At 42.2% G+C, this 25,715-nt stretch carries 25 protein-coding genes; 13 read left to right on the top strand and 12 right to left on the bottom strand.

Annotation, left to right across the window (positions count from 1 at the left end; all coding sequences use genetic code 11):
• Positions 1–22 precede the first annotated feature (22 nt).
• Positions 23–601, top strand: a complete 579-nt coding sequence (locus LVD17_RS05550) for a nucleotidyltransferase family protein (protein ID WP_233765311.1) — start codon at positions 23–25, stop codon at positions 599–601.
• A gap of 461 nt (positions 602–1,062) precedes the next feature.
• On the opposite strand, the gene LVD17_RS05545 is transcribed toward LVD17_RS05550, so the two are convergent.
• Entirely contained in the window at positions 1,063–3,093 is a 2,031-nt protein-coding gene (locus LVD17_RS05545) for a glycoside hydrolase family 97 protein (protein ID WP_233765310.1), read from the bottom strand.
• A 144-nt stretch (positions 3,094–3,237) separates the two neighbouring features.
• Positions 3,238–3,621, bottom strand: coding sequence for a PLDc N-terminal domain-containing protein (locus tag LVD17_RS05540; protein WP_233765308.1), 384 nt, complete (start codon positions 3,619–3,621; stop codon positions 3,238–3,240).
• Positions 3,622–4,173: 552 nt separating this feature from the next.
• On the opposite strand from LVD17_RS05540, the gene LVD17_RS05535 reads away from it, so the two are divergent.
• Genes LVD17_RS05535 through LVD17_RS05525 form a run of 3 tightly spaced genes read left to right on the top strand, consistent with a single transcriptional unit; the run spans position 4,174 to position 5,477 of the window.
• Positions 4,174–4,611: a DUF3592 domain-containing protein gene (locus LVD17_RS05535; protein ID WP_233765306.1), complete on the top strand. Its 438-nt coding sequence runs from the start codon at positions 4,174–4,176 to the stop codon at positions 4,609–4,611.
• Positions 4,598–4,993, top strand: coding sequence for a hypothetical protein (locus LVD17_RS05530; protein ID WP_233765305.1), 396 nt, complete (start codon positions 4,598–4,600; stop codon positions 4,991–4,993). Before LVD17_RS05535 ends, LVD17_RS05530 begins: the two co-directional genes overlap by 14 nt.
• Positions 4,980–5,477, top strand: coding sequence for a hypothetical protein (locus tag LVD17_RS05525; protein WP_233765303.1), 498 nt, complete (start codon positions 4,980–4,982; stop codon positions 5,475–5,477). The genes LVD17_RS05530 and LVD17_RS05525 overlap by 14 nt, the downstream gene beginning before the upstream one ends.
• Before the next feature lie 947 nt (positions 5,478–6,424).
• Here the strand turns inward: LVD17_RS05525 and LVD17_RS05520 are convergent.
• From LVD17_RS05520 to LVD17_RS05490, 7 genes are all read right to left on the bottom strand, one after another.
• Positions 6,425–7,351, bottom strand: coding sequence for a diacylglycerol kinase catalytic domain-containing protein (locus LVD17_RS05520; RefSeq protein WP_233765301.1), 927 nt, complete (start codon positions 7,349–7,351; stop codon positions 6,425–6,427).
• A gap of 7 nt (positions 7,352–7,358) precedes the next feature.
• Positions 7,359–8,369, bottom strand: coding sequence for an SPFH domain-containing protein (locus tag LVD17_RS05515; protein ID WP_233765299.1), 1,011 nt, complete (start codon positions 8,367–8,369; stop codon positions 7,359–7,361).
• A 4-nt stretch (positions 8,370–8,373) separates the two neighbouring features.
• A complete protein-coding gene (gene ybiA, locus LVD17_RS05510; protein WP_233765297.1) occupies positions 8,374–8,871 on the bottom strand; it encodes a riboflavin biosynthesis intermediates N-glycosidase in 498 nt (165 codons plus the stop codon).
• Complete coding sequence (locus tag LVD17_RS05505) at positions 8,868–9,281, bottom strand: hypothetical protein (protein WP_155175451.1); 414 nt, start codon at positions 9,279–9,281, stop codon at positions 8,868–8,870. Before LVD17_RS05505 ends, ybiA begins: the two co-directional genes overlap by 4 nt.
• A complete protein-coding gene (locus LVD17_RS05500) occupies positions 9,278–10,720 on the bottom strand; it encodes a nicotinate phosphoribosyltransferase (protein WP_233765296.1) in 1,443 nt (480 codons plus the stop codon). The genes LVD17_RS05505 and LVD17_RS05500 overlap by 4 nt, the downstream gene beginning before the upstream one ends.
• 29 nt (positions 10,721–10,749) lie before the next feature.
• Complete coding sequence (locus LVD17_RS05495) at positions 10,750–11,649, bottom strand: NUDIX domain-containing protein (protein ID WP_233765294.1); 900 nt, start codon at positions 11,647–11,649, stop codon at positions 10,750–10,752.
• Positions 11,650–12,271: 622 nt separating this feature from the next.
• Positions 12,272–12,958 carry an NUDIX hydrolase gene (locus LVD17_RS05490; protein WP_233765292.1) on the bottom strand — a complete coding sequence of 229 codons (687 nt, stop codon included), beginning with the start codon at positions 12,956–12,958 and terminating at the stop codon, positions 12,272–12,274.
• A gap of 138 nt (positions 12,959–13,096) precedes the next feature.
• Here LVD17_RS05490 and LVD17_RS05485 point away from each other — a divergent pair, with 138 nt between their 5' ends.
• From LVD17_RS05485 to LVD17_RS05470, 4 genes are all read left to right on the top strand, one after another.
• Positions 13,097–13,633 carry a sigma-70 family RNA polymerase sigma factor gene (locus LVD17_RS05485; protein WP_233765290.1) on the top strand — a complete coding sequence of 179 codons (537 nt, stop codon included), beginning with the start codon at positions 13,097–13,099 and terminating at the stop codon, positions 13,631–13,633.
• A 62-nt stretch (positions 13,634–13,695) separates the two neighbouring features.
• A complete protein-coding gene (locus LVD17_RS05480) occupies positions 13,696–14,472 on the top strand; it encodes a PhzF family phenazine biosynthesis protein (RefSeq protein ID WP_233765288.1) in 777 nt (258 codons plus the stop codon).
• Positions 14,473–14,586: 114 nt separating this feature from the next.
• A complete protein-coding gene (locus tag LVD17_RS05475) occupies positions 14,587–15,426 on the top strand; it encodes a PhzF family phenazine biosynthesis isomerase (protein WP_233765286.1) in 840 nt (279 codons plus the stop codon).
• A gap of 3 nt (positions 15,427–15,429) precedes the next feature.
• Complete coding sequence (locus LVD17_RS05470) at positions 15,430–16,851, top strand: pyridoxal phosphate-dependent decarboxylase family protein (protein ID WP_233765284.1); 1,422 nt, start codon at positions 15,430–15,432, stop codon at positions 16,849–16,851.
• Positions 16,852–16,985: 134 nt separating this feature from the next.
• On the opposite strand, the gene LVD17_RS05465 is transcribed toward LVD17_RS05470, so the two are convergent.
• Entirely contained in the window at positions 16,986–17,234 is a 249-nt protein-coding gene (locus tag LVD17_RS05465) for a hypothetical protein (protein WP_233765283.1), read from the bottom strand.
• A gap of 241 nt (positions 17,235–17,475) precedes the next feature.
• On the opposite strand from LVD17_RS05465, the gene LVD17_RS05460 reads away from it, so the two are divergent.
• From LVD17_RS05460 to LVD17_RS05445, 4 genes are all read left to right on the top strand, one after another.
• Positions 17,476–18,942 carry a sodium:solute symporter family protein gene (locus LVD17_RS05460; protein ID WP_233765282.1) on the top strand — a complete coding sequence of 489 codons (1,467 nt, stop codon included), beginning with the start codon at positions 17,476–17,478 and terminating at the stop codon, positions 18,940–18,942.
• 407 nt (positions 18,943–19,349) lie between these two features.
• Positions 19,350–21,122 carry an ATP-binding protein gene (locus LVD17_RS05455; RefSeq protein WP_233765281.1) on the top strand — a complete coding sequence of 591 codons (1,773 nt, stop codon included), beginning with the start codon at positions 19,350–19,352 and terminating at the stop codon, positions 21,120–21,122.
• The gene (locus LVD17_RS05450) at positions 21,112–21,558 is read left to right on the top strand and encodes a response regulator (protein WP_233765279.1); all 447 of its coding nucleotides are present in this window, start codon (positions 21,112–21,114) and stop codon (positions 21,556–21,558) included. Before LVD17_RS05455 ends, LVD17_RS05450 begins: the two co-directional genes overlap by 11 nt.
• Before the next feature lie 3 nt (positions 21,559–21,561).
• Positions 21,562–23,949: a hybrid sensor histidine kinase/response regulator gene (locus LVD17_RS05445; RefSeq protein ID WP_233765277.1), complete on the top strand. Its 2,388-nt coding sequence runs from the start codon at positions 21,562–21,564 to the stop codon at positions 23,947–23,949.
• Positions 23,950–24,008: 59 nt separating this feature from the next.
• Here the strand turns inward: LVD17_RS05445 and LVD17_RS05440 are convergent, their stop codons facing one another.
• Positions 24,009–24,164, bottom strand: coding sequence for a hypothetical protein (locus LVD17_RS05440; RefSeq protein ID WP_233765275.1), 156 nt, complete (start codon positions 24,162–24,164; stop codon positions 24,009–24,011).
• A gap of 172 nt (positions 24,165–24,336) precedes the next feature.
• Here LVD17_RS05440 and LVD17_RS05435 point away from each other — a divergent pair, with 172 nt between their 5' ends.
• A complete protein-coding gene (locus tag LVD17_RS05435) occupies positions 24,337–25,125 on the top strand; it encodes an RMD1 family protein (protein WP_233765273.1) in 789 nt (262 codons plus the stop codon).
• Here the strand turns inward: LVD17_RS05435 and LVD17_RS05430 are convergent.
• Complete coding sequence (locus LVD17_RS05430) at positions 25,122–25,694, bottom strand: RNA polymerase sigma factor (RefSeq protein ID WP_233765271.1); 573 nt, start codon at positions 25,692–25,694, stop codon at positions 25,122–25,124. The two genes, LVD17_RS05435 and LVD17_RS05430, sit on opposite strands and share 4 nt — an antisense overlap.
• Positions 25,695–25,715: the final 21 nt, after the last annotated feature.

Here is a 25,715-nt window from a genome sequence, read left to right as displayed (position 1 = left end):
GATTTATTTACTAACTTCAAGTGTGAGTAAAATTGGAGTTATTATTCTTGCAGCAGGTTCATCCTCCAGGCTGGGCCGCCCAAAGCAGCTTTTGAGGTTCAATGGTGAATCTTTGCTTCAAAAAAGTGTGAAGGCGGCACTGGATGTTTCTGATATTACACTTACCGTGCTTGGAGCCCACTACCAGGAAATAGGTGAAGAGATCAAATATCTCAAGACCAAAAGCCTCTTTAACCTCGACTGGAACAAAGGTATGGGCAATTCGATCAAATTTGGCCTGCATGAAATTCATAAAGAGCATCCCGATCTGAACGCCGTTATTATCATGGTCTGCGACCAGCCCTTTGTATCAGGAGAGCTTTTGAAAACAATGATAGATGCCTACCACAGAGGAAACGCCCTGGTGGCTTCATCCTATGGAAGCACGGTGGGTGTGCCGGCTTTGTTTGACAGGCAATACTTTAAGCAAATATTGAAAATCGATGACAAAAAGGGGGCAAAAGCAATTCTCAATCATGGAGATACATTTTTGATCCCCTTCCCACAAGGTAGTCAGGATATCGACACGCCGAAAGACTGGGAGAATTTTAAAGCCATGTGATAGTGGAGGATGATGGAGATGCTGTTAAGTAAAAGGTTTTGGGTAATCGGTGAAAGAGTGACCGGTAATCGGTGAATTGGGTGAATAGTAAATGGTGAACTGTAATTCGAGGTGCTAAATCGGTCAGTGCTCCGAATTGGGCGATGACTTCGTCGTGCCTCCTCGCGATTACGGTGTAGTATAAGGGATCAAACGTTAAACCTGTGGAGTAAATGGATTGAGGAGTAAAACAAGTAAAGTGAAACTTGCTACTGAAAATCAGTGAACCGAGCTTATTGTTATATTATACGCCTTTGTCTACTGCTTTTGCCGACTGCTATTAACAACTGTCTGTCAGCAAAGAGGTGAAAGTGTTAGGGGCTCCCCAGAAATTTCGCTTGATCCAGTATAAGCTGCTTAATGGCAAAAAAAGCCTTACCAAATATCAAATTTAGTAAGGCCGTTCTTGAAAAATATTTTATTTACTTGGCTACAGGCACCAGGCTGATGGCCGCACCTCCGCCCGGGGCAAGTTTAAGGTCCAGCTTATCTTTACTGGTTACCGTTTTAGAAGTGATTTCATAAGCCGTTGGGTTATCATCCCAATGAGCATCCGCCGCATCTGCATAGATTGTTGCAGTGTAAGACTGTCCATTATCCAGAAAGCTAAGGTCAACCGTCAGCTCACGGGGGTTCTCATCTGTGATTGATCCGATAAACCATTTATGGGTATTTCGCTCTCTTCTGGCAATGGTTACATAATCACCAACCTCGCCATTCAGCACCTTAGACTCTTCCCAGTCTACCCCAACATCACGGATGAACTGAAAGGCAGCATTTCCTTCATAGTTTTCCGGTAAGTCGGCGGCCATTTGTACCGGCCCGTAGATCACCACATAAAGAGCCAATTGCTGGGCAAGGGTTGTGTTTACCTGACTGTTTTCCTTCCATGGGTTTAGCTTAATGTTAAAGATCCCCGGCGTGTAATCAATCGGGCCTGCCAGCATTCTTGTGAAGGCCACCGTTGGTAAATGAGACGGCGGGTTTCCTCCTTCAACTGACCAGGCATTGAACTCCTGACCTCTTAACCCTTCACGCGAAATAGCGTTAGGCAATGTCCTTCTGATGCCCGTAGGCTTTATAGGTTCGTGGGCATTGACCGCTACCTTATGCTTTGCAGCCGTTTCCAGTACCTTTCTGTAATGGTTCACCATCCACTGACCATGGTGGTACTCTCCTTTAGGGATGATCTTACCCACATAGCCCGTTTTCACGGCATGCATACCCAGGTTTTCCATCAATTTGTAGGCAGTGTCCAACTGCTGCTCGTAAGTTCTTGGCGCGGCCGACGTTTCATGGTGCATGATGATCTCTACACCTTTCTCTTTACCGTACCTTACCACTTCTTTCAGGTCGTAATCTTCATATGGTGTTACAAAATCAAACACACCCTCACGATCTTCAAATCCGATCCAGTGTTCCCAGCCCGTATTCCAGCCTTCAACTAATACTGCTCCAATATTATTGGCGGCGGCAAAGTCAATAAATGCCTTTGCGTTTTCAGTAGTAGCACCATGTTTGCCGCTGGCCATGTCCCAGGTAGATTTGCCGAGGTGCATCTCCCACCAGATGCCGACATATTTTGTAGGCTTAAACCACGATACATCACCCAGTTTATTAGGTTCGTTGAGGTTTACAATAAGCCTCGATTCGATCAGGTCACCGGCCTTGTCAGCAATCTGGATTGTTCTCCAAGGCGTACTGAAAGGCGTATTCCGCTTTACCTTGTAACCCGTAATTTCAGAACCTACCAGTTCACTTTCCATACCTAAAGTCTCTGTATCCACCTTTAAAGTCATGCCGGAGTAGTCGGTAAGGTTGGCTTCATGAAAGCTCAGGTAAAGCCCGTCATCGGTTTTCATAGTCACCGGTGTGTTTACGGCATTTTCTGGAATGTAAGTCTGAGCAAGGTTCGGATGGTTTCGTTTGCTGATAGCATCTATTTCAGAGAATTTGGTTTCATTATAGAGATGTTCGTAAATGTCCCAGTCGCCAGGTATCCACCATACCATATGGTCTCCGGTGAGGTTAAACTGTGTATTTTCATCCGTAATGATCACCTCCTTCATATTCGGCTGGTTGGGGAAATGGTACCTGAATCCAAGACCATCATCATACACCCTGAAAATTACCGTCAACTTACGCTCCAGGCCTTCCTGCTCTTTCAGGTCTACCGTGAGTTCATTGAAATTATTCTTCACCTTCCTTTGCTCCCCCCAGGGCATCTCCCAGGTTTCCGTAACTGATTTGGATGATGAGTTACTTACTTCAAGCCCGGATTTGATTGCGTCCATATCCTTAAAATCAAAACTTAGGTACGAACTGTCAATAACTACCTTTCCGCTATGAGCCACGGTATAGCCTACCTCTCCTTCTTCATTGGTAAAAAACATCAGGATATTATTTCCGGAAGGCGACTCGACTGTAAGCGGGGCAACGGTTTCTACGGGCATCTTACAAGCAGTGTTAAAAACAAAAAGAATAAATATGAACAGGCACTTGTACCAGGCCAGACGTTTTAGTTGGGTATTTAACATATTGGATGGGGTTATAGTTAGTTTAAAAGAAATGTAAAATTACTAAATAGAATATAATGGCTATTGTTGTGCCGGTATGTTTTCAGCCTTATCCGGCCACACCTCTACAATAAAATAAGCAATCTGACCTATGGTGCTGGTGAAAACCACAATGAGCACCCACATAATCCGCTGTGTGCTATCAAAAGACGGGTTTTTGCTGATCAATACAATGTAGTAGATCATTAAAATGAACCCGGATCCTACCGCTATAAACATCATGACCATCATAGGAACGAAGGACTGCAGGAATAACGGAACTTCATCCGGAGGCAGGTCGTGAGGATGCAAATCCATAGAAGCAACATTCACGAAAAGCGTGAAAAAAAGAACGAAATAAACCATTAAGAATATTAAAGGAGCAATGGTAAATAGCCCAAGAATTACTTTTTTTGATGTACTCATATGTTGTCTACTTGTGTTGACACGTAATTTAAGGAGATATTGACAAAATCGGAATTTTGAAGGTCAGTCAGAAGGACTGTGGAGTGGATACCCTAAAAACAGACAGAATTAAATACCCGCTTTACTAAGCCTCCAAGGATTAGTAAAGCTGAACCTTCGGAACCTACAGACCTAACAAACCAGAATTCCGCAACATTACAATAAAGACCTCTCCCTGTTCATGCTGAGCCTGCGAAGTATCAAAACAGTTTCCTCCTCTGGCTGAATAGTAAGCAGTTACCTACTTAGGTAGATCCTTCCTATCGTCAGGAAGACTGCGGGGGTGGATAATGATATTTATGACCAGGAGCGCAGATTATCAAAACCCTAAAAACAGACAGAATTTAACACCTGCTTTACTAAGCCTCCAAGGATTAGTAAAGCTGAACCTTCAGAACCTACAGATCTAACAAACGAGTAATTAACCGGAATCTCCGCCCTATACAGTTACACCAAGCACGAAGGACACATTAATATGCGAGCGTGATATTTGAAGTTATTAACCAACAAGGAATGGCAAATAAGGTAAGGTTTTATCACATTTGGAATGTTAAGCATATATTGATTGGACTAGTAATATCAATACTGGTCCTGGTCGCTATGGTTGCTTATTATAATTACCCATTATGGTATAACAGTTATCAGCTTTCTAAATATGATCGGGCCGTATGGGGGAAGATTTTGTCAGTTCAGGAAAAATCGATTATCAGGCAGACGAAGCTAGGAAACAAGTTAGATATTGAATATTATAAAGTACAATACACATATCAAAATGGTGACTCTACTTATAAACAAGAGGAGGATATTAAAGGCACCTTTCTTAATGGTTATAGATTAAAACATGTATTATCTTCATCGGATAGCTCGGCCAAAGTTCGTTTTTTGGCATCTGACCCTTCAAATAGTATATTAGATTTAACAGAAATCAATAAGTCCAATGCTCGATTTTGAAGAAGTTAAAAGATTTTTAGATAAAAAAATAAAAAATAATCCACTGGTAAAGGGATGTCTTGATACGATCACTCGGGAAGAGGTAGTATTTAGAAAAGGAATTATTAAAAGTAGAATAGAACTTTTGAGTCTGTATGACTTTAGATTAAAAAATGCCAAAAAATATAGAATAGACATTTTCTTGAAAGAGGAGCTAGATTCGTGGGAGTTAGGATTGGATAATCTCAGAAAAAGCGAAGCTGAAATTATGTTATTAAACTCCATTCGTACCAGCAATAGGTGCTATTTATTATTTTGGAATAACGATTCCTTTGAGTTAGAAGCAATTTTTTGGTTATCAAATAAGCAGTTAACTGCAATGGATAAAAATGACAACATTTAGATCAGAAATTTTCTTTGAAACAGGTGAAAATACAGATAAGCTCAAGGAAAAGATCAGATTTACATATGAAGCCGGTGATATGCTGAAGCATGACGAGTTTCGCCCGTTTGCAAAAAATTATACAACAACTCAGTTAAAAGGCCTCAGGCGGATGTCAATAAACGATCCCAATCTTCACTATATAGGTAATTATGTGGAGGGTAATTTTAATCTGCGGAGTCCAAGGTTTTTATTTTGGTACAGAGTGACATTATTTGTTTTTCCGCGCCCGCATGGAGCGAAAGTTTCTCTTGAGTTAAAATCATTTTGGCTGATTTTTGTGCCTTTAATAGTGTTAAATCTAATAGGGTTATTGCTGTTGGTTATGGAAGGATCAGCAGGCTTAGCCATATTGATCTTTTCGATGCCTCTAATGACACTTTTTATTATTAAACAGAACAATACAATAAAGTACTTCCGGGGTAAGCTTTGTAATAAAAACTGATCTTAAAAAGTTTCTTCCTTTCCAACGGATGACACTCAAAGAGAACTCCGCGACAAATACATAGGCACCTCCTCCCCGGTCACACCGAGCCTGCGAAGCATCTAACTTTTGCACCGGCTGAACGGTAAGTAGTAACCTGATTAGATAGATCCTTCCTATCGTCAGGAAGACTGCGGGGGTGGATAATGATATTTATGACCAGGAGCGCAGATTATCAAAACCCTAAAAACAGACAGAATTTAACACCTGTTTTACTAAGCCTCCAAGGATTAGTAAAGCTAAACCTTCGGAGCCTACAGACCTAACAAATCAGAATTCCGCAACATTTCAATAAAGACCTCTCCCTGTTCATGCTGAGCCTGCGAAGTACCAAAACAGTTTCCTCCTCTAGCTGAATAGTAAGCAGTAACCTATTAGATAGATCCTTCCTATCGTCAGGAAGACTGCGGGGGTGGATAATGATATTTATGATCAGGAGCAAAGATTGTCAAAGTCCTAAAAACAGACAGAATTAAACACCTGCTTTACTAAGCCTCCAAGGATTAGTAAAGCTGAACCTTCGGAGCCTACAGACCTAACAAATCAGCAATTCCACAGCATTTCAATGAACACCTTATCCCCGGTCACGACCTTGCGAAGTATCAAAACAGTTTCCTCCCCTGGCTGAATAGTAAGCAGTAACCTACTTAGGAAGATCCTTCCTATCGTCAGGAAGACTGCGGGGGTGGATAATGATATTTATGATCAGGAGCAAAGATTGTCAAAGTCCTAAAAACAGACAGAATTAAATACCCGCTTTACTAAGCCTCCAAGGATTAGTAAAGCTAAACCTCACAAAACCTACAGACCAAACAAACCAGTAATTCCGCCGCAAATACATAGGCACCTTCTCCCTGGTCATACTGGGCCTGCGAAGTATCTATCGCCGTGTTTTGCGCCGGCTGAAATCACCTGCTTATCAAACACGCCTTTTCTGAAGCTGTACCAATGCTCACTTTGCGTCCCGAATTAAATTCGAGATAATCTTCCAAAACCCCATCACTGAAGATCACTCCATTTTCCGGCATTTGTGATTCTATTGTTAGCTTGATCTGCTTATTTACCGCACCTACTACTAACTTCGAGCTTGTGCTTGGGCTTCGGTAAGGCTCCCGGACTATAAAGCACAGGCGGTCATCATCCCATTGCATTTCATAGGAATAAGAGGATGAGCCTGTCCCAAAAAATTGGGACAGGCCATTGTACTCATTAAAAACCGAACTCAACCAACCCGTAGAACCTGCACCTGTAGATACAATCAGTCCGCTGGAAGATTGTGTCTCGGTTTGGTCACCGAACGTGATCCTGTATCGGGCGGATGTGTGGTTGGCTTTGCCGATAAAGAAATCATTAAAAGCCAATAACTTTTGACCATCATTAAGCTCGGCCTCTGCCAGTGTTACTTTTTTGATCCCGACATTCCCTCTCAGAGATTGGGCCAACCCGTCCTGATAGTTGCCAACATTAAAAGGTAGCAACACTCCGCTATTCCTCTCAGGGTCAGGGTTGATGGCCAGGATAGGATTGGAGCCGACATATTTAGCTGTGTTGGCGACCAGGCCATCCTGTCCCAGTACTACTATGAGATCAGTATCCGTAAAAATGTATGAAGGCAGAAAATCCTTTTCCAGCACTGTGGTTTTCAGTTGCCTGGTTACCGTTCGTTGTACCGTAAGCAGACTGTTATAAAAGGTATTATGCTCCTGCTCATAGTCTTCAAAATCACCACCACTATGCTCAATGTAAAATTTAGCCTGCGGTTTTGTGTTAAACCTTTCTACCAGCTTTTCCAGCCTGGTCTTGTTCTTCACCAGAACGATCCTTTCAAAATCCATGATGGTACTATTTTGAATGTTTCAACAAACTGTCGAGCAGGTCAGGGCTAATATTCAGGTTGCTGATCTTACCTGCATTATCAGCCAATTCCCTGAAAGCCAGCGCTATGTTTGACCCGGCATCTGATTTTTGAGACATCGCCGTCAGCAGCCTCCAATCCATATTTCTGTAAGGCTTGATCATCGCTTCTATGGCATAGCCTTTGGCATCAGCCGTTTTCTTCTCATTGCTCACCTTCATGTCTATATAGTCCTGCTTTTTAGACTCCACGGAAATATCAGCCTCAACTCTCATTTCCCTGATCTTTCGCTGGTTTTGTGCTTCAGCAACCTCACGCTCCATTTGAGTTTCTGCGATCTCCTTCTTCTTTTGCTCTATGGCAATTTCCGTATTCAGTTCACTTTGCTTGATCTTTCTTTCCTGCTCCACGGAAAAATTCCTTCGTTCATAAATAGCCAGATCAGCCTCTTTCAACAATTCTTCTCTTGCCTTTGCTTCCAAAGCCCTGCTGGTTTCCGGTGTAGCTTTTACGGCCAGTATATTGACACTTAAAGGCTCTATACCCAATGAAGCTATCGTTGCAGAAGCCTTCAAGCCACTGCTGATTGTGTTTTCAAGAGCAGAAGAGCTATTGATAGCTTCCCTTAAGCCGGTTTTTCTGATAAAAGTTGCTGTGGCAGTTTGTGCCTCATTGATGATCCTCGCATTGAGTTTCTCATGATCATCGGTTTTAAAGTCGCCTTTTTCATTTACTGTAAAGTCTAGCAGGTCGGCCAATTGCTTCGGGTCTTTAATTTTATAAGTAATCTGACCTTGAATGGTTGTTTGCTGAAAATCTGACGTAGTTTCTGTGAAAATGAAATTCACATCACTACTTCCCATCGGAATCGCCGTAATAGAGGTGTTTGGAGCGAAATAGAAGAAAGATAGCCCTCTGCCTTCATTGGCGATTTTACCATTTTTGTATTTGATGACATAGGTCATCGAGTCGAATTTTATATATTTTATACCAAACATGGCATTAAGATTTAAGTGAATTATTAAGTAACAGTTCTTCACGTAGCTCGGTGAGGATCTCCCCAAGCAGGTTTTTACCGAGCCATGTATGGCGCGACTTTGCCCTGGGGTCGTCCTCCGTCAGACCTATTCCCCAGATGGGGTCTACCGGGCTGGCTTCTACGATGGTGGTGTCTTCCGTTTTCAATAACCTTTTCAGCAGGTTTTCATTTTGGGTAAATTTGGCCTTGTTACCGGCGTAAACAATACTTTTGCATTGCTCCTCCCAAACCTGCTGATCAAAGTTTTTGACCTTCCTGCCGAGGGCCTTTTGCTTACCCGGTGATTTGGCTTTCAAAATTTCCGTGGCTGTTTCCTGGTCACCGAATAGCAATGCTTTATGATACATCATGTGCTGCTCGCTGCTGTTGAAAGTGATGCCATCAATCTCAAAAGTGCAGGGGTGCCAGTTACTAAATGGAGAAGCTGTTCTCCAGAAATATGTGAATTTTTCTTCTGTCATTCTTTTACCAGTTTTATGACTTCCTCCCAATCTTCATAGGGATCGAAGCCTGCTTTATCTTCAAATAGTACGTTGAAATAAGGCTTCTTTTCATAGTAGCCGTATTTTTTGCTGATAATCTCAGGATTACCGTTTACATGGTCGAAATGAATGTCATGCTCCCTGAAAAAGGCCAGATACTTTTCAATCTCATTAGGGTGTGAGCAGGTAAAAAGGATCCTGCTCACATCTTTTCTCTTGCTGATCAATTGCAAAGCTTCTTTAGCCAGAGGGTAAAACTCGGTGGGGATCTTATGCTCTGACCAGTTGGGCTTTATGATCGTTTCATGAATATCGAAGGCCCAGAAGGTTTTGTCCCAGTTTTTTTCTTTGGCTTGTGCAAATGCCTTTTTGATCGCTCTCGTTATCATCCTACTAATTGTTTTTCGTTTATATTAATCTTTGCTTTGTCTCGCAACGCTTCAAAAGTCCATTCCTGAATGAGTTTACCATTCTCAAAAATTGTCACCATCTCATCTTTCAGCTTAGGAAAGTCATGTTCCAGTACCGTTTCATAGGTTTCATCCACCCTGATCAGCTTCAGCCTTCCGCCTTTACTTTTCTTAAAGCTTCCGGTAATGTTGCCCTCGGCATCCATTTCGGTAGGGCTTTTTTGTACTACCACATCTTTACCGTTGACCTGGGCATAGCTGCATTTCAAGGCAAACTTTTGCGTATCGCGGTCAACTTTTTGTAGCAGTGCCCCGCCCATGCCCAACACCAGGTTTTCAGCGCTGATGCCATTGGCCTTCAAGGCTCGGTACATGTCCTTAATGGCGTCATAATTTACACCATCACCCTGAATGACACGCACTTGTGGAGGCAATACTTTATAACCTTTTTCATTGACCGTGTAACCGAATTTGTCAAAAAGTATGTTGAATACACTGAGCAAAGTCATTACAGGATCGCCACTGTCGGGGCGTATAACCAGTACACCCTCTCTGTCGAGTACCTGGGCTTTCAGGTTTTCTCCCCAATACTCTTCACAGGCTTTGAAAATGTTGTAGCTGTCAGATACACAAGCCACCAGGCCGGTAGGGAAAGTGTTGAGTACGTGTTTAAATACATCAAGTTCACCATCTTTACCTAAAAGTGTGCATATACTGTGTTCTGTTGCAGGTATGCTTTTGCCATACACTTCGCTGGTGTTGTAGTACTGCTGCGCCAGTACAGATCCTGCCAGGGTATCGCTGCCCTGAAAGTTGATCAGGTGAGCGCTTCCGCCAAGGCCTGCACTTTCCACACTGCTCACGCCGCGGAACCCGAAGTCGTTAAGCACAAACTCGATACCTGCTTCAGCCCCTTCGGCAGCGGTTTCCTCAAAGTATTGGGTTACCACCTTTTTTACCTCTCTGCTTAGCGTAGCAACCGTGGTAGGGTACCAGATCTGCATAAGCAAAGTCTCCAGAAAGTTGGTTAACCAAAAGCACTCAGGATCGGTATTTTCTATGGTCATCAGCACATTTTGAGTGGGCACTGCAGTTCCTTCCGGTACAGCCTTGATCTTAACAGGGAGCTTGCCGTCATACTTGTCCAGGATGTATTGGAACTTGCTTTTGTCAAACACATCGTCCCGTCCGAAAACCTGTTTCAAAAATGGCTCAGCCTGGTCAAGGTCTTCCTGAGTGAAAGCTTTGCCTTCCAGATATTCTTTAATGAAGTACTGCAGGCCATAGAAAACAGTATTGTCAAATTTACCACCGCGGCTTTCGAGGTAGCTGTATACTTTGGTAGTACCCGGGTAGTACAGTTTGTGGTGAGAATACTTGTAAGCATCTGCGAGGAGGATTAAGTTATTGCGTTTCATAGCTATAAATGTTTGTGGTAAAACTTTAATTAATTTAAAACTGCTGCGTATCTGTTGGTTAGGAACCTGATCAGCCCTGTATGTTCATTGCTGAATTGTCCACAGGTGATGAGGTTTTCTATTCCTTCAAGTTTGAACCATTTTACTTCGGCGATGTCATCATGCGCTGTGGGCGTACCATACTGAAGATCGCAGCTGAAGAGCAGGGTTATAATCTTATCCGTATCACTTCGGTATCTCCAGTCATCTATTTTCATAGAAGTCTCATAAGTCATGTCGCCCACTTCAATCTGTCCGCACTCTTCGATCAACTCACGTCGGGCAGATACCTCATAGTTTTCATCTTCCGGATCGGCAAAGCCACCTACAAGTCTCCATTTGCTGCTGTTGGCCTTTCTGCCCAGCAATATCTCCTGCTTGTTGTTCCTGAATACGGCCACATCTACAGTAGGGTATACTTTCTTGAACTGGTTGTGGTATGCATAAAGGATCCCGGCCCTGAAATCCCTGGAATCAAAGATCTGATCCTGGTATTTCTTTCTAAGCTCAGTGGCGTTATAGTCGCCATGCTCTGGAAGGTCAACAGTCTCAAACCTGCCGGTGTAGTAGGGTATGAAGCTGTCGCGGCTGCCGTACAATTTAAATTGTTCCGTAGGGAACACACTGCTTAACAGGTTATCCAGGTTTTCAGACCATACCACATCGCTGGGGTGATCGCTCAAAGGCAGTACCACCACATCGTTATATTCCTTTTTGATCATCTTCTCCCTGGTGTAGTAATCGTAAGGGTTTTTTCGCCCAGGTACCGGGCTGATACCCAGCACAATGATGAGCTTGTTGTGATTTGCTTTCACCTTTTGGATGAGGTCAATATGCCCCTCGTGAAGGTATGGTGTCTGAAACCGTGCTATTATAACTCCTGTTTCCATTTCTTTTTGCGTTAATGTTACACAAATATAAATATGTGTAATTATAACGCAAAATAATTTACGTAAAATTTACACATTTTATTGATATTCATGATTAACCATTTGATAATCAGTGATTAATGCGGAAATATTTTTTAGATGAGAATGTCTTTCACATTAAATAAAGGCTTAGAAAGTGTGCCTGTCAGGGGCCAGCACCGGGGGATTGGTACCTGACGTCACCTGTTTTACTCAGCTTTTCAAGATTAGTAAAGCTTAACTGAAGCTATGGAATGCCAACGAAGCTATCTTGCATAACATAGAGTTGTTGATAAAAACGCCCAACAAGAGAGGGGATCGTTATGGCTGATGAATAGATTGTAATCGTCATCCTGAAATTTTCCATCTCGTACTTCCAAAACAAATAGCAAACTTTATGGAAAATATTCAGGATCCCCCGGATCAGGACAGTGTCATCACCTTAGACTGGACACCCGAATGTATACAGCTAAAATGTGGCGATGTCGTCTTCGAGAGAGACATCCGCTGGGAAATAGAAACAATGGAGATTCCGGAGGTTTCCGTTACGCTGTGAAAATTCAGGAAATGATGTGGAAGGTGGTAGGCAGCCTTCAGAAAATTCTTAAATCTCAAAAGTTATCCCCTTTTTCTTCAGCTCGAAATATTTCTTCTCATTGAATCGGAACAGATTCCCGGGGCGGCCGGCGCCGGTCATGTTTTGTTTTTCGTCCGTTTCTTCGAGGAAGCCGAATTTTAAGATTTTCTTTTTGAAGTTTCTCCGGTCTACAGATCGGTCGAGTACTGTCCGGTAGAGCTTTTCAAGTTCTGAGAAAGGAAATTTCTTTTCAAGCAATTCAAAGCCAATGGGTTCGTAAGTGATCTTGCCCTTGAGTCTTTGTATGGCTACATCGAGGATGCGCTTGTGGTCAAAAGCCAGTGGAGGGAGTTTCTTTACATTAAACCAGGCCACATCGCTGGCATCGGTGCTGGCGTGGAGCTCAAATGCGTCAGGCTTTACCAGTCCGTAATAGGTTATCGAAACCACCCTGTTTCTCGGGTCACGATCAGGGTTGCCAAAGCTGTAGAGCTGCTCCAGGTAGTTGATCGAAATGCCGGTTTCTTCTTTAAGCTCCCGCTGTACTGCCTCTTCCAGCGATTCATTATTTTTCACCAAACCGCCGGGCAATGCCCACATCCCCTGATAGGGCTGAATATCCCGTTTGATCAGCAGCACGGATAAACCCTCTTTTGAGGTATATCCAAAAACTACTGCATCTACTGCTAATTTAATATCCTGATCGAGGCTCATAGGCCAAAGATATTATTTATGTAAATATTACGCAAATAATAAAATGCAATCGCATGTATTAGTTTTTCTAATCAAATCATTTAAATAAAAACATACTGATTATCAGTCAAAACCATTGAGCCTGCGTTTAACAAAACCATGGAAAAGACCGAGATTAAAAATATTTGGGAGGACCTTCATGGAGAACTCTACCGCTTTATAGCTCATAAAGTGCAGGGCGATGCTGCCGCGGATGATATCCTGCAAGATGTTTTTATCAAAGTATATCTCCATATCGATCAGTTAAACAATGCGGGAAAATTGACCTCCTGGGTTTATCAGATTACCAGAAATACCATAGCTGATTACCTTAAGCAGAGGCCTGAGAAAAGCAATGTGTATAACGAAAGCTGGCCTGACCAGGAAATGGATGACGACCTGTACAGCTCTCTAAGCAATTGCATCAATAGTAAAATCAACAAGCTTTCCCCGGCCGACAGAGATGTGATGTTGCTTACCTATTTCAAAGGGTACAGTCAAAAGGAGTTGGCAGCATTTCTTGACATGTCATATTCGGGAGCTAAAAACAAAGTGCAGCGGCTCCGGTCAAAGCTTAAAGATTCAATCCTTAGCTGTGAAAATGTCGAATCTGACAAAACAGGGAAGATCACAGATTACACTGGAAAAAATATTTAAAAATTTCCGGGTCTTTTTTGAAGCCGTTTAGTCTATCGGGTGAAAACAAAATTATACGACTGATGAAAAATATTGATGTACACATTATTAATGCTTTTGAATACCAAAATAATGGCGGCAATCCGGCGGGAGTCGTACTAAATGCTGATGGCCTTACCGCCAAGCAAAAACTGGAAATAGCCGGGCAGGTTGGTCTCTCTGAGACAGCGTTTGTGTCTGCATCTGCCATGGCCGATTATAAGCTGGATTTTTTCACGCCGACTAAACAGATAGCACATTGTGGACACGCGACCATTGCTACTTTTACCTATTTGAAACAGGAGGGAAAAATAAAAGGAGATTCATCCTCGAAAGAAACAGTGGATGGAGTAAGGCAGATTTACTTTGAAGGAGCCAGTGCCTTTATGGAGCAGGATGCCCCGAAATATATTCCTGTTTTGCCGGAAGATAAGGAAAGCACCCTTTTAGCATTAGGCTTGGACAAACAGGATCTGCTACCTGGCTTCGATATCGAAATTGTGAACACAGGCAATTCTTTTCTGATTGTGCCTGTAAAGAGTGAGAATGTACTTAAAAGCTTATCACCCAGGCAAGAGGTCATAGAAAGTCTTTCTGAAAAGTACGGGCTTATCGGTTTCTATGTTTACAGCCCTTCTGAGGACTCAGCAGCACATGCCACTTCGAGAATGTTCGCTCCATTTTACGGCATTGAGGAAGAAGCTGCCACCGGCATGGCGGCCGGCCCGCTTGCCTGCTATCTTCATCACTATGGTGCGGTGCAGGCAGAAGAGGTGGTTATCTCTCAGGGAAAGCACATGACTCCCCTTCGCCAAGCATGATCACGGTAAGGTTGAAAATAACGGCACAAGGTATTGAGAAGCTCTATGCGGGCGGCAGAGGCTACGTTTCAGGGGTCAAAACTGTGTCAGTAGATCGAAATGAAGATAAATGAAATGAGAACAGTCAAGATATTTCAGGTCGATGCCTTTACAGACCAGAAGTTTAAAGGCAACCCGGCAGGAGTAGTGCCTGAGGCTGACGGGCTCACCGACCAGGAAATGCTGGACATAGCGCGGGAGCTGAACAACTCGGAGACAGCTTTTGTACTGAAAGGTGATCAGGAATATGACCTGCATATCAGGTACTTTACACCCCAAGCGGAGGTGCCTGTTTGCGGACATGCCACCATCGCGGCGATTTATGTACATGCACTGCAACATGCCTTGCCTACATGCACGATCAAAATAAAGACACAGGTCGGTATTTTGCCCATTCATGTTCAGGAAGTTAAAGGTGAATATGAGATCACCATGGAGCAGGCTTCACCGGTTTTTGAATCGCCTCTCGATGAATTGGTCACGAGTGCCATAGTTGAGGCATTGGGACTAAACAAGCAGATAATCAACAATCATTCACCCAATAGGTTGAACCCTGATTTGTCCCGGCTTTCACAACTGAGCCGGGAGATCAGTTGCAACGGATATTTTGTGTTTTGCATAACCCAAACCTCACCTGAATATGTTACTTATGGGCGGATGTTTGCCCCGGCCATAGGCATAGCGGAAGACCCGGTAACAGGCAATGCCAATGGCCCTCTGGGGGCTTACCTTATTCACCACCATTTGGTAAAACCTGATGGTGCTACATTTCAGTTTACTGCTACGCAGGGCAACGCCATGCAGCGGCCGGGAAGCATGAAAGTAATGGTAGATATTGTGAATGGTAAACCTGCTAAAGTCAGAATAAAAGGAACGGCAGTTATTGTATTTTCAACCACCCTCAAACTTGATTAACCTATGGATGCGACACTTAACAATGATTTAAAGACTCTGAACAACCTGCTGGAAGCGGCACTTGACGAAGGCCTGTTATATTTGAATGATATTGATAACCTGCCCACTTCAGTATCAGTTAAAGATACTGAGGGGATCGGTTTGCTCATGGAAGGCCAGGGAGGAGCCTCTGCCCTTGCAGAATTTAAAAAGCGGTACAGCAACCTGATGGTGTCGTCTACAGGACCCCGCTATTTCGGGTTTGTAACCGGAGGAGCGACCCCGGCGGCACTAATGGGTGATATACTAGCCACCATTTATGATCAAAATACGCAGACCACGAAAGGTCATGGTGATGTTTCTGCCATAGTTGAGTTTGAAGCCATACACATGCTCCTCGACTTTTTCGGTTTACCCAAAGAGGCATACCTAGGAGGATTTGTAACCGGCGCTACCATGTCTAATTTTACCTGTTTGGGCGTAGCACGGCAATGGCTGGGAAAAGAGAAAGGAATAGATGTGGCCAAAAACGGAGTGAGTGGTAATTTTAAAATACTTTCTGCAGTACCCCATTCGTCTTCCATAAAAGCTTTGTCCATGCTGGGGCTGGGCAGTAGCAATATAATAAAAATCGATACGGTTGACCCTTTGCGGGAAGCCATAGATATTAATAAACTGGAAAAGGAAATAATGACTCTTGAAGGGACGCCCTTCATCCTGATCTCGAGCGGCGGCACTGTTAACACGGTTGATTTTGATGATATGCAGGCTATTGCCAACCTCAAAAAGAAATATAATTTCTGGTGGCATGTAGATGCCGCATTTGGTGGTTTTGCAGCGCTTTCGCCCGACTATGCTCATTTGCTTAAAGGTTGGGAAGATGCGGACAGCATTACCATCGATGCTCACAAATGGCTGAATGTGCCTTATGAAAATGCTTTTTTCTTCGTTAGGGAAGAGCACAAGATGCTACAGGTAGAAACTTTCCAAAACTCCAATGCTCCCTATCTGGGTGATCCTATGGAAAATTTCAATTACCTCAATTTCCTGCCCGAAAACTCCAGAAGGTTCAGGGCATTGCCTGCATGGTTTACCTTAAAGGCCTATGGAAAGCTGGGATACCGGGAGATAGTGGAAAGGAATATCAGGCTGGCCCGGCAGTTAGGCGATTTTATTGTCAGTAGCGAATTCTTTGAGCTTTTGGCACCAGTGAGGCTAAATACGGTATGTTTTACTCTCAAAGATGGCCTTGATCCGCACCGCACCCAGGCTTTTCTCGATGCACTAAATGACAGTGGTAAAGTGTTTATGACGCCAACAGTTTACAATGGAAGAAAAGGAGTAAGGGCAGCACTGGTCAACTGGAGAACCTCTGAAGCGGATATTAGAATTGTGAAGGATGAGATGTTGATCGGGGTGAATAAGATTGCTACGGTGTGGTTTTGAACGGAATTGTGTTTAAGATTCTGGCCTTGTCAGATTAACCACTTATCAAATTTTTGCTAAAAATTATACTGTGGAGTCAGATACACAAAATATAGTAAGATCCCCCGGATTTCCGGGGGATCTAGCTTTATCAATTAATTCTTGTTTTCCTTTTCTTCTTCTTTTTCACCCTGAAGGTCGATGTCAACATCTTCGGTTTCAATACCTACTTTTTCGTTATCGGCATCTACTTCAAGTTCTACCTTTTTCTCGTCAGAAGCCTCTTCCTGTACTTCTATTTCCTCATTTTCAACATTTGCCTGGTCTCTTTCAGCATTGTTGTTACAACTTATTAAAGCCATAAAGCCCATGGCAACTATAAATAACTTTGCTTTTTTAATCATGATCTTAATCAAATTTTGATTGTTTGGTTTAACGGTATAAGTACAAGGTGTTTGCCAAACATGGTATGGGAGTTTAACCATTTGTCCATTCTTTCCCACCGGTGCAGCAATATTGTCCTACCATCGGTTAAAATTTGCATAGTCTCATCTCACAATTTAGCACTATATTTAGCCCGCAGCTTAAAGCAGGTGGCCTGAACTTTGGTTTGGCCGCCGCAGAAGGAAAAAAGATAAGAACACTATGACATACATAATTGTAACTATTGCCTACCTCGTTTTTTTAACAGGGATCATTATTTATAAAAGCCGCTCTGTTAAAACCCAGGACGACTTTGTAGTTGCAGGCAGAGGAGTGCCTGTATATTTGCTGGTAGGCACCCTGGTATGTACATGGATAGGGTCAGGTAGTCTTTTTGGTACGGCAGGCCTCACTTTCCGGTCTGGGTTTTCGGAGCTATGGTTCTCCATGGGGGCCTGGATTGGTATTATCATCATCTACTTCATTGCGGCGCGGATCCGTGCCATTTCAAAATATACACTTACAGACTTGCTGGAGACTCGCTATAACAAGGCTGCACGGCTATTGGGCACTATTACCATCATTGTAGCTTATCTTGTTATTGCGGGTTACCAGTTTAAAGGCGGCGGCCGGTTCATCAATATCCTTACCGAAGGAGCCATTGGTCCGGAGACCGGAACTATGATCACCTGTGTGCTCATCATTTCGTTTACAGCACTTGCCGGTATGGTTTCCATTGTGAGTATTGACATCTTCAATGGCGTTATTATGGTACTGGCAGTAATTGTAGCAGTGCCTCTGGCTATCAGCTCTCACGGAGGCTGGGGCGAGGTGGTCAATACCATAGAGCAGACCCGCCCGGAATACCTATCGTTGACCGAAGGGCATGATTTTACCTGGGCCCTCGGTGTTATATTACCTACATTGATGCTCCTGCTTAGCGAAAGTAGCATTTACCAGAAATTCTCATCAGCTAAAGATGCTAAATCAGCCAAAAAAGCCGTGATAGGAATGTTGTCCGGCGTTGTGATCATTGAGCTGCTGATGTGTACATTGGCAGTGGTAGGGTTTGCCATTTATGCTCACGATCCAAGGTTCTTTTTGAGCGACGGCTCCGTTAACAGGGCGATGTCGGAAGAGATTATACTTAGGATAGGTTATGAACAACTACCGGCCTATGCAGGCTCATTGATATTTGCCGCAGGTGTTGCCATAATCTTATCTACAGGTAATACCTTTTTAATGGTGAGCTCAACAAATGTCACCAGGGATCTTTTACAACCTATCTTTGGCAAGGCAGTGGAAGAAAAGTTTTTGTTAGTGCAGCGAATCGCTATTGTGGTACTGGGTATCTTGGCTTTTGTACTGGTATCTCAGTTTGAGACCATCTTGGAGATGGCCTTTATTTCATATACTATGATTGGTGCCTCCATAGCACCCGTGCTGATGGCATCTTTCTTCTGGAAGAGGGTTACTCCTGCGGGTGGTGTAGCTTCTATTTTAGGTGGTATGATTATACCGGTAATCAATAAGGCTTTGGAATCCCTGGATATGAGCTTCTGGATTTTTCCTATGGATACCGATTATATAGCTATCCCTGCATTGGCCACGTCACTGATCCTGTTAGTTGGGGTAAGTCTGTTGACTAAACCATCGCCTGAGAGTAAATGGAAGCCATTCTTCTCCTGAAATCAGGGAATATCACTTAGTACTTTTTAATATTTAAGCATTTCGGACGCATTCCTACATTTGTACCTTTTAGGAGACATTTACTCATTAGGGTGCAAATAGTAACGCTTGCATGGAGTAATGATTTATGTGTTTATAACATAAGTCTTCTTTTTATAATCCCCATATTAACCCTTATGCTTTGTGATCAGGGAGAGTCTTGTGTTTGCGGTCAATAACTTGTATCTTCTTTATGGCCTTCTTCGGCCAAGGGCTTGAATCCATGTAATGTAATTGCCTTTATAGCAAAAAACAAATACTAAAATGAAGGTTTTCTACATTGTTATGCATGTACAACCCGTGTTCCTTTTATTTCTTAAATTGAGTTGAACAAACTGACTACTGCTTATAGTTATATGAGTAAAAATATGATGAATTATGAAGCGTTATTTACTCATTCACCATCTCCCATGGTGGTGGCCTCAACAGAGGGGGTTATTCTTAACGCTAATATTGCATTTTGCGAACTGTTGGGCTGTTCGGTGAATCAACTCATTTCTACTCGCATTAGTGAGTATGTATACGGAGAAGACATTGAGGAGTATTTTGACCTGAACAAAACCAACACGGATGTAAAAAAGAAAGAGCAAGTAACACTACATATCAAAAATAAAGCCGCTGGCACTATATCAGTAACCTGTAAGTCAAAAATGATCAGTGATGAACAGGGCTTACCACTGCACCAGATCATCACTATGAATGTGTGCGACAATGAAAACATCTATTTAAATGCCTTAATGAGCAGTTTTCCCGGGCTAATTTATTTCAAGGACAAGGATAGTCGGTTTTTAAAGGTAAATAAAGCCTATATTAAGAAGTTTAGTGTAGCCACCCCGGAGGATATTATTGGTAAATCTGATTTTGATTTTTTTGATGAAAAGCACGCCCGTAATGCCTACAATGCTGAACAGAAAATTATAAAAACAGGACAACCTTTGCTAAATGTTGAAGAAAAAGAGGTATGGCCTGATGGACATAATACGTGGGTGGCAACAACTAAAATGCCTTTGCAAGAGATAAATGGCCAAACCATTGGTACTTATGGTATTTCCATCGGTATTACTGAAAAGAAGGAGAGCGAGATGAAGTTAAGAGAGAAAACCAGTATACTGAATGCTGTTACTTTACGTATGCCGGTGGTTATTTATAAGTTTCATGTAAATGAGGGATTACAAATTATAATGGGTAATCCCCGGGTAAAAGATGCCTTTATGTCCAGCAAGATAGTAAAACTGAGCATGGAAGAGGGCCTGGCCAGTCTTGTAGATAAAATTTCAGATGATGATGAGAGGCACAACCACCTTCACTTTAACAGTACTAAAGATGATCAGCATTTTGAAAACTTCGTGTTCACAAGCAGGTCGGTTGATGGTGAATTCATTGGACTGGCTCTTGACATAACCGACCGTAAACAAGCCAGACAAAAAATAAAGAAAAACGCTAAGGAACTTGAAAAAATCAATAGAGAGCTAAACCAGTTTGCCTATATTATATCCCATGATCTTAAGGCGCCATTAAGGGCTATCACGAATCTGTCTGAATGGATTGAAGAGGATCTTGGTGAAATCGAAAACGACGAAATAAAAGAAAATCTGCGACTTTTACGCAGCAGGGTGAACCGAATGGAAAACCTGATCAATGGCATTCTCACCTATTCAAGGATAAGCCGTACAAAGATAGATTATGCTGAGGTTGATACAAATGAAGTCGTGGCAGAAGTAATCGACTCACTTCTGGTGCCTGAAAGGTTTAGTATCACTATCTCGGGGCCACTTCCGGTAATAAGGTTTCCTAGGGTTAATCTTGAGCAGATATTCTCAAATTTGATTTCCAATGCGATAAAATATCATGATAAATCATTGGGCAATATTGAGGTTGGTTATAAAGAAAAGAATTCTTTTCATGAATTCTGGGTTAAAGATGATGGGCCAGGTATTGCAGCTGAGTATCACGAAAAGATATTTGTCATATTTCAAACCCTGCAGGCCAGGGATACTATGGAAAGTACCGGCATAGGACTTACAATTGTTAAAAAGATCGTTGAGGATCGCGGAGGAAACATTATTTTGAAGTCAGAACCCGGAAAAGGAACAAAGTTTGTTTTTAGTATACCCAAACTAATTGATGATAATGGAAATTAATATACCAGTGCAAAGTCAGTTATTACATATCTTACTTGTGGAAGACGATGAGGTAGATGTTAGAAACGTGCAGCGTGCATTTAAGAAAAACCATATTTCAAACCCGTTGCATATAGCAAGAAATGGACTGGAAGCACTGAATAAGTTAAGGGGAAGCGATGATATTGAAAAGCTTGACCCTTTGCCAAAAGTAATACTGCTGGATTTGAATATGCCTAAAATGGGAGGGTTGGAGTTTTTGCAAACCATTAGAAAGGATCCGGACTTAAAAACTATTAGTGTTTTTGTAATGACTACTTCCGATGAAGAGAGTGATAAGTTTGCTGCATATAATCTGAATGTAGCCGGATACATTTTGAAGCCACTCTCATTTGAGCGGTTTGTTAAGGCGGTTTCAATTTTAAATCATTATTGGACATTGTGTGAACAGCTTTAAATAATGGACTACGTAACTCAGGTATTGGTCATTGATGATGATGATGTGGACAGAGCTTCACTGAATAGGACGATGAAAAAAGCGGACCTTAGTTTCGCTTTAACAGAATGCTCGGACGGAGATGAAGCCATGAGGCTTTTAAAAGAGACTAAGTATGATTGTGTCTTTTTGGATTATCTCTTACCGGGTATAGATGGTCTTACCTTATTGCGCAAAATAAGGTCCAGTGGTATTAAAGTGCCCGTAATTATCATAACCTCTCAGGGAGATGAAAAAGTGGCTGTTGAGATGATGAAGGCGGGGGCATCTGACTATGTGGTAAAGGATCAGATAACTCCGGTAAGTGTAAAGCGACTGATCCAGACTGCAACTTTCGTAAGAGAAATAGAAAGAGAGCGAGAGGTGGCCGAGCAGGCCAGAAAGGTCAGTGAACTCAGGCTTTCGGAGGCACAGAGGATAGCTAAGATAGGGAATTGGGAGTATGACTTTAAGACCGATGTAGTTTATTGGTCTGAAGAGATGTTCAGGATATTCGAAGTTGACGAAGAATTTTTTGAACCGAAGCTTATCCACCTAACCTCCATGTTCCATGAGGATGACAGGGCTGATATACAGGCCGAAATCCAAAAATGCATGGAAGGAGGCCATATCTTTAACCTTGACTTAAGGGCCATTATGCCCGATAATTCTATCAAGCATGTAAATGTTCATGCCTATATACAATACGAGGTAGATGGTAATTACGATAAATTTGTCGGTACTACCCAGGATATTAACAAGCGTAAGCAGGTAGAGCAGGAGCTAATAGAGGCCAAAAAGCTGGCAGAGGAATCTGGCAGGGTGAAGGAGCAATTCCTGGCCAACATGAGCCATGAAATACGGACGCCTATGAACGCTATTATAGGTTTTGCCAACCTGCTATTGAAGGACAAGGAAAATTTCAGCATCCATCATCAAAAATACATTAAAGCGATACACCATGCCGGAGAAAACTTACTGGTGATCATTAATGATATCCTTGATGTTTCAAAAATCGAATCCGGTAAGTTTGAGTTGGAGAGTACGGATTTTAACCTTTCTGAAGTTGTGGATGGTGTGCTCAATCTCTTCAAACATAAGGCAGCCGAAAATGACATTGCCCTAAACCTCACTATTGAAGAAAATGTGCCTCTCTACTTACTGGGAGATCCTGTCAGGCTCAATCAAATATTGGTAAACTTGGTTAATAATGCTATGAAATTTACCAATGAAGGATACATTCATGTGAGAGTGAAGGAGCTCAGTACCACTGACAATACGGCTATGATCAGGTTCAGTGTGGAAGATACAGGCATAGGTATAGAAGAAAGCAAGCTGGAAACCATCTTTGATAGTTTTACCCAAGCCAGTAGTGACACCACGCGTAAATACGGAGGTACAGGTCTTGGCCTGACAATTGTTAAAAATATTGTAGAACTGCAGGGAGGAAGTATCGGTGTCGAAAGTGAGGTGGGCAAAGGTACTACCTTCTTCATGGATCTTCCGTTTGAATTGAGCGATGCGGAAATAATTGAAGGCGGTTCGGAAGAAATTATGAAAAATATAGATGAAATGGACCACCTGAAAGACATTAAGGTACTCATGGCCGAGGACAATGAAATCAATCAGGAACTTGCCCGGTTTATTTTCCAAGACCTCGGTTGGGATCTGGATATTGCCGAAAATGGTATTATAGCGCTGGAAATGCTGCTGAAAAAAAACTACGATATTGTATTGATGGATATCCAAATGCCAGAGATGGATGGTTATCAGGCAACCCTGAAAATACGTTCAGAGTTTGAACCTCCGCTATCCGAAATACCAGTAATGGCTATTACAGCACATGCCTTAAAATCGGAAGTGCAAAAATGTCTGGATGCCGGAATGGATGGCTATATTTCAAAACCCTTTCAGGTTGATGAGCTTGTAAGGAAAATTGAAGCTTTGCTTAAAGACAGGCAGAAATCCACGGAAGATCAGAGTAGGCAAAAAACTCAGACCCCAATTGATGAGGAGCCCGAAGAAGGACCGGTAATCAATCTAAGCAGTCTGTATGCTCTCTCTGGTAAGAACTCTACCATGGTCAATAATATCATAAATATCTTTGTAAAGGAGACCCCTAAAGTTATTGAGCAAATAAGGTCCTTTTACAAGGAAAAGGACTGGAAAAGCCTGCAAAGTGCCTGTCACAAGATGAAATCGTCATGCTCTGTAATAGGTGCAGTAGAAATGCATAAGAATATGGAAATGATCGAAATAGATTGTTTGAATAACAATATCGATCCTGCAAAAATTGAAAAACTTATCGGCAGAACAGAGGTGTTGCATGAAAAAGCCATCATAGAGTTGCAGGGTACGCTTGCTACCAATTAATTAGAATGAACTTCTGAAAGCGGCCTGCTTCCAAGGGCAATGTTGCAGTTTTATGCGTACTACCCTTTCTTATGTTTCCCCTTTTTTAATATTGTTTTGTAGGACTTTGCTTCCTGCGTGCGCTTTACCTCCAGACTTACAGACTGTTCCGGATGCTCATTGATAGTGGCAGCCACCAGGTTGGAGGAGACTGTCATAGGCCGGACCTTTTTCATGATTTCTATATTTGGTATCCATTCATGTGACGTTCGTTTTAGCAAAAGTCACATTTTCAGTCAAATAGTATATCCCGCCAAAGACCCTTTGCAGACAGCTAAAATCCTTATTTTAATTAGTGACTTTTAAACGAAGCCTCGTCTGACCAGTATATCATAAATAGGATAAATTATGTCAGATAATAAAGAATTGAAAATCAGCGCTTATCATTTAACCGGTAATATTGATATCCGGGGCTGTAGAGATAAAGTCAGCGAGAAGATAGTTGCGGAAACCAAAACCGACCTGTTTATTGAAACAGGTAAAGAGCAATACATTTTCATATTTAACTATGGCGTTATCACTTTTTATAATATGAGTGAAAAGGAAATGGGCATTGCTTTTAGCCGCTATTTCCCCGGAGTTTCCAAGGCCCTGCTTCCGGCAGATGATTTTGTGCTCAAGATAGGTGATCTGAATGAATTGAAAGTAGAATTCAATAGCCTTAGCCTTCAACTGATCAATCAGGAGACTATTAAAATTGCCATGCTTAATGTGGCGCAAAGCGTAGCCCTCATGTATTTTGACACAGTATCTCAGGACCTTTTGATGAGGGTGCGCGGCTTTACCACTCAAATGGAGGAAGAGGGAAAGTTAAAAATAAGCCGAAAGAACATTATGAAGTTTATCGGAAAGGCTTTAAACACAAAGAACAAGATTGCCGAAAACCTCTATATCTTTGATGCTCCTCCCGTCACCTGGAACAACGAATACCTCGAAAAAGTCAACAGTACGCTTTCAAAACACTTTGACCTTGGTCTCAGATACCGCTCTATCGAAAATACCTTCGGCATAGTAGAGGATAACCTCGATGCCTTTATGGAATTGTACCATCAGAACGAAAGCAGCAAACTGGAGTGGATCATTATCATACTGATTCTGGTAGAAGTACTGGATACTTTTATAACAAAGATAATCTAGGACTTTTGTTTGGAGCGGTATGTCTGATAGAGTTTGTTTACCTTGCTTTTTGCCCTTTTTAACCTCATTTTAACAGCGCTCTCAGAGAGGCCAAGGGTAAGCTGGATGTCTTTGATCGGGTGTTTTTCCTTGTACTTGAGCAGTAATATCATTTTTTCCTCCGGGGAAATCTCATCCAGAAGGTTGTCCAGTATTTTAATGGATAGCTCCTCAGGCACTTCATCAACGCCCTCGATCATTTCGGCTACTTCTTCAGCCATCTTTTCCGTTATTACCTGTCTTACATTCTTTTTGTTTTTTCTCAAATGGTCAATGCAAGTATTGTGAATAATGGAAAAAAGCCAGGTCGAAAAACGTGCTTCACCCTTAAAAGACTTGATGTTGATAAAAAGTTTGATCAAAATTTCCTGGCAGAGATCTTCGGCCACATCCTCACTTTTGACATAACTCATGCATTTCCGGAGAATATACTTTTCATGCCTTTGAACAAGCAAAGAAAAATACCCCGGATTATAGACATCCTGAAGAAGAAGGATCAACTGTTCGTCGGAAATATTTTTATCAATCATTAAAACAGGGTGACTTTTTAT

The sequence above is a fragment of the Fulvivirga ulvae genome (assembly GCF_021389975.1).
GTDB lineage: Bacteria > Bacteroidota > Bacteroidia > Cytophagales > Cyclobacteriaceae > Fulvivirga > Fulvivirga ulvae.
The sequence above is the reverse complement of the archived record's forward strand: the minus strand, read 5'-3'. Positions and strand labels throughout refer to the sequence as shown.

Excerpts from the sequence above, each read along its gene's own strand:
- LVD17_RS05545 (WP_233765310.1), bottom strand. The coding sequence starts at position 3,093 with ATGCCCGTAGAAACCGTTGCCCCGCTTACAGTCGAGTCGCCTTCCGGA.
- LVD17_RS05535 (WP_233765306.1), top strand. The coding sequence starts at position 4,174 with ATGGCAAATAAGGTAAGGTTTTATCACATTTGGAATGTTAAGCATATA.
- LVD17_RS05445 (WP_233765277.1), top strand. The coding sequence starts at position 21,562 with ATGGACTACGTAACTCAGGTATTGGTCATTGATGATGATGATGTGGAC.
- LVD17_RS05485 (WP_233765290.1), top strand. The coding sequence starts at position 13,097 with ATGGAAAAGACCGAGATTAAAAATATTTGGGAGGACCTTCATGGAGAA.
- LVD17_RS05500 (WP_233765296.1), bottom strand. The coding sequence starts at position 10,720 with ATGAAACGCAATAACTTAATCCTCCTCGCAGATGCTTACAAGTATTCT.
- ybiA (WP_233765297.1), bottom strand. The coding sequence starts at position 8,871 with ATGACAGAAGAAAAATTCACATATTTCTGGAGAACAGCTTCTCCATTT.
- LVD17_RS05520 (WP_233765301.1), bottom strand. The coding sequence starts at position 7,351 with ATGGATTTTGAAAGGATCGTTCTGGTGAAGAACAAGACCAGGCTGGAA.
- LVD17_RS05480 (WP_233765288.1), top strand. The coding sequence starts at position 13,696 with ATGAAAAATATTGATGTACACATTATTAATGCTTTTGAATACCAAAAT.
- LVD17_RS05495 (WP_233765294.1), bottom strand. The coding sequence starts at position 11,649 with ATGGAAACAGGAGTTATAATAGCACGGTTTCAGACACCATACCTTCAC.
- LVD17_RS05470 (WP_233765284.1), top strand. The coding sequence starts at position 15,430 with ATGGATGCGACACTTAACAATGATTTAAAGACTCTGAACAACCTGCTG.
- LVD17_RS05430 (WP_233765271.1), bottom strand. The coding sequence starts at position 25,694 with ATGATTGATAAAAATATTTCCGACGAACAGTTGATCCTTCTTCTTCAG.
- LVD17_RS05525 (WP_233765303.1), top strand. The coding sequence starts at position 4,980 with ATGACAACATTTAGATCAGAAATTTTCTTTGAAACAGGTGAAAATACA.
- LVD17_RS05440 (WP_233765275.1), bottom strand. The coding sequence starts at position 24,164 with ATGAAAAAGGTCCGGCCTATGACAGTCTCCTCCAACCTGGTGGCTGCC.
- LVD17_RS05450 (WP_233765279.1), top strand. The coding sequence starts at position 21,112 with ATGGAAATTAATATACCAGTGCAAAGTCAGTTATTACATATCTTACTT.
- LVD17_RS05530 (WP_233765305.1), top strand. The coding sequence starts at position 4,598 with ATGCTCGATTTTGAAGAAGTTAAAAGATTTTTAGATAAAAAAATAAAA.
- LVD17_RS05540 (WP_233765308.1), bottom strand. The coding sequence starts at position 3,621 with ATGAGTACATCAAAAAAAGTAATTCTTGGGCTATTTACCATTGCTCCT.
- LVD17_RS05455 (WP_233765281.1), top strand. The coding sequence starts at position 19,350 with ATGATGAATTATGAAGCGTTATTTACTCATTCACCATCTCCCATGGTG.
- LVD17_RS05465 (WP_233765283.1), bottom strand. The coding sequence starts at position 17,234 with ATGATTAAAAAAGCAAAGTTATTTATAGTTGCCATGGGCTTTATGGCT.
- LVD17_RS05460 (WP_233765282.1), top strand. The coding sequence starts at position 17,476 with ATGACATACATAATTGTAACTATTGCCTACCTCGTTTTTTTAACAGGG.
- LVD17_RS05475 (WP_233765286.1), top strand. The coding sequence starts at position 14,587 with ATGAGAACAGTCAAGATATTTCAGGTCGATGCCTTTACAGACCAGAAG.
- LVD17_RS05515 (WP_233765299.1), bottom strand. The coding sequence starts at position 8,369 with ATGTTTGGTATAAAATATATAAAATTCGACTCGATGACCTATGTCATC.
- LVD17_RS05490 (WP_233765292.1), bottom strand. The coding sequence starts at position 12,958 with ATGAGCCTCGATCAGGATATTAAATTAGCAGTAGATGCAGTAGTTTTT.
- LVD17_RS05435 (WP_233765273.1), top strand. The coding sequence starts at position 24,337 with ATGTCAGATAATAAAGAATTGAAAATCAGCGCTTATCATTTAACCGGT.
- LVD17_RS05505 (WP_155175451.1), bottom strand. The coding sequence starts at position 9,281 with ATGATAACGAGAGCGATCAAAAAGGCATTTGCACAAGCCAAAGAAAAA.